Annotated in this window: 2 protein-coding genes; one reads left to right on the plus strand and one right to left on the minus strand. The window is 69.9% G+C overall.

The genetic code is table 11. The features are described from left to right. Positions 1 to 101: 101 nt before the first annotated feature. Positions 102 to 1,571, minus strand: coding sequence for an amidohydrolase family protein (locus VK923_08170; GenBank protein HSJ44641.1), 1,470 nt, complete (start codon positions 1,569 to 1,571; stop codon positions 102 to 104). 225 nt (positions 1,572 to 1,796) lie between these two features. Between VK923_08170 and VK923_08175 the strand changes: the two genes are divergently transcribed. Next, on the plus strand, positions 1,797 to 2,476 hold a 680-nt coding region (locus VK923_08175), incomplete at its 3' end, for a DUF899 domain-containing protein (GenBank protein HSJ44642.1).

Genomic DNA, 2,476 nt, shown 5'->3' on the forward strand with positions numbered 1-2,476 from the left:
CTGGGTGATACCGGCACGGCGGGTCGTGCGCGGTACCAGGAGATGGTTGACAGATCCGACCCAGGAGATGAGCGACAGTCGCCTTGAGGCGCGGTAGCGGGTCACCGGGGTGAGGCGCGCACTGGCCGCCCCGGAAGAGCGTCTGGCACGAGTTCGCCGTCACGCACCACGAAGGTCCCGCCGACGATCACGTGGGCGACGCCAGACGACGGGCGCGTGGAGGCGACGTACGTCGCCTGGTCGGTCACACGCGCCTCTTCGAACACGACGAGATCGGCGTCCGTGCCGGTCTGTACGCGACCCTTGCGGCGCATTGCGGGGACCGCGCGCTGGAGCACCTCTGCAGGAAGCAAGGTCGCGCGTCGGACGGCCTCCATGAGCGGCGCGCCCTCCTGCCGCCACAGCCGTAGGGCGCGCCCGAACGTGCCCGCAGTGCGCGGGTGGGTGACCGCTTCCGGCGGCAAGGGCCAGGCAGTGACGTCCATGCCCGCTGTGTCGGTCCACAAAGGCGGCATTGCGTCGCTTGCGACGATCGTGTCGGGAAACGCGAGGGACCGCCGCAGCAGCGCGGCGTCGCTGGGCTGGGTCTCGTCAAGGAACTCTGCGATGACGAGACCGCCGGGGTCAGTCGCCCGCAGCTCGCGGAGTCGGGCCTCGTCGGCGATGCGCTCGCCCGTGCGGAGATACGTAATCGAGGTCGTGCTTCCGAAGCGCTCACGCAACCGCTCCGGCCCGAGGAACGCAGCACCGATCGCCGTCGATCCCGACCCGTAGGGATACGCCTCGGTCGTGACGCGGGCGCCTTCCGCCTGGCAGCGGCCGACCAGCGCGAGCACTCGATCGATGTGCCGGCCCGACGTCGAGTTGATGTGGCAGTAGTGCATGTGCGCGCCGGTCGTGCCCGCGGCACGGACGACTTCTTCCGCGCCGTCGACCAACGTCTCCGGAGCCAACTCGACGATGTCACGCGAGTGCGTGAACGTCGGCACCCCGGCGGCGGCCGCCAGTTCCGCGACGGCGAGATACTCGGCCGGATCGACCCCGGGTGTGTAGCCGATGAGCACGCCGACACCCACGGCGCCGGCGGCGAGGTCGGTCGAGACCTGGTCGAGGATCCGCCCCACCTGTGCCGCCGAGGCAGCCTGTTGCCATTCGGTGCCGACCAACCCGCCGAAGATCGCCGCAGCACCCCCGTCCAGTGGCCCGTCCGCGACCACGTGCATGCGCGCCGCCGCCCATGACGCCGAGAAGCCGTAGTTGATCGGGGAACCACGCTTCGCTTCTCTCGCGTACGCGATCTCCACCGGCGCGCGGCCGGCTTCGAGGTCGAGCGCGGTGGTGACCCCGTCGCACGCCTGGAGCCGCCGTCCCGGCAACGTCTGAGCGTGGCTGTGGAGGTCGACGAAGCCAGGGGCGACGACGAGCCCGCCGACGTCGACGGTCGTTCGGCCGTCGAGACGGTCCCCGACCGCCGTGACCGAGTCACCGTCGATCCCCACGTCGCACACGCGATCGAACCCGGTCTCCGGATCGACGACCCGACCACCGGCCAGCACCACCTCGTGCGACACGAGCCAACCTCCTCGACCGCACCCCGCGGCCTGGCCCACGAACCTACGACGTCCGCCCGGCGCGGGGCGCATCACGGACCGTCCCGAACGTGCTGGTCGCGGGCAGGCAACTGATCGGTCGCGCTTCCTGACACGCACCGATGAGTCTGCGAACGGCATTCGGTCACAAGTGGCACCAAGTGGTGCGGCGAGAGCCGACGACTACCTCAACGAGGAGGAGACGGAGTGAACACACCGCCCATCGTTTCGCCCGAGGAGTGGCAGACCGCCTGGGAGAACTTGCTCGTCAAGGAGAAGGAGCTGACCCGCGCCCGCGACGCCCTGGCCGCCGAGCGCCGGCGCATGCCCTGGATGGCAGTCGAGAAGGACTACCGCTTCGAGGGCCCCGACGGGCCCGCGAGCCTGCTCGACCTGTTCGAGGGCCGGCGCCAGCTGGTCGTCTATCGCGCCTTCTACGCGCCGGATGTCACCACGTACCCACAGGCGGGTGGCGCGTACCCGGAGCGGGCCTGCGTGGGTTGCTCGTTCCTCGCAGACCAGGTTGCGCACCCTGCCCACCTGAACGCCCGGGACACGACGCTTGCGTTCGTCTCGCGCGCCCCCCAGGCCGAGATCCAAGGCCTGAAGGAGCGAATGGGCTGGCAGAACATCCCTTGGTACACGATCACCGACGACTTCGACGCCGACTTCGGCGTGGACGAGTGGCACGGCACGAATGCCTTCATCCGTGACGGCGAGGAGATCTTCCGCACCTACCTCGTCAACAGCCGCGGCGATGAGGCGATGGGGAGCACCTGGGCGTACCTCGACATCACCGCCCTCGGCCGCCAGGAGGAGTGGGAGGACTCGCCGGAGGGCTACCCGCAGACCGCGCCGTACGGGTGGTGGAACTACCACGACGCCTA

Source organism: Euzebyales bacterium, assembly GCA_035461305.1.
Taxonomy (GTDB): Bacteria; Actinomycetota; Nitriliruptoria; order Euzebyales; family JAHELV01; genus JAHELV01.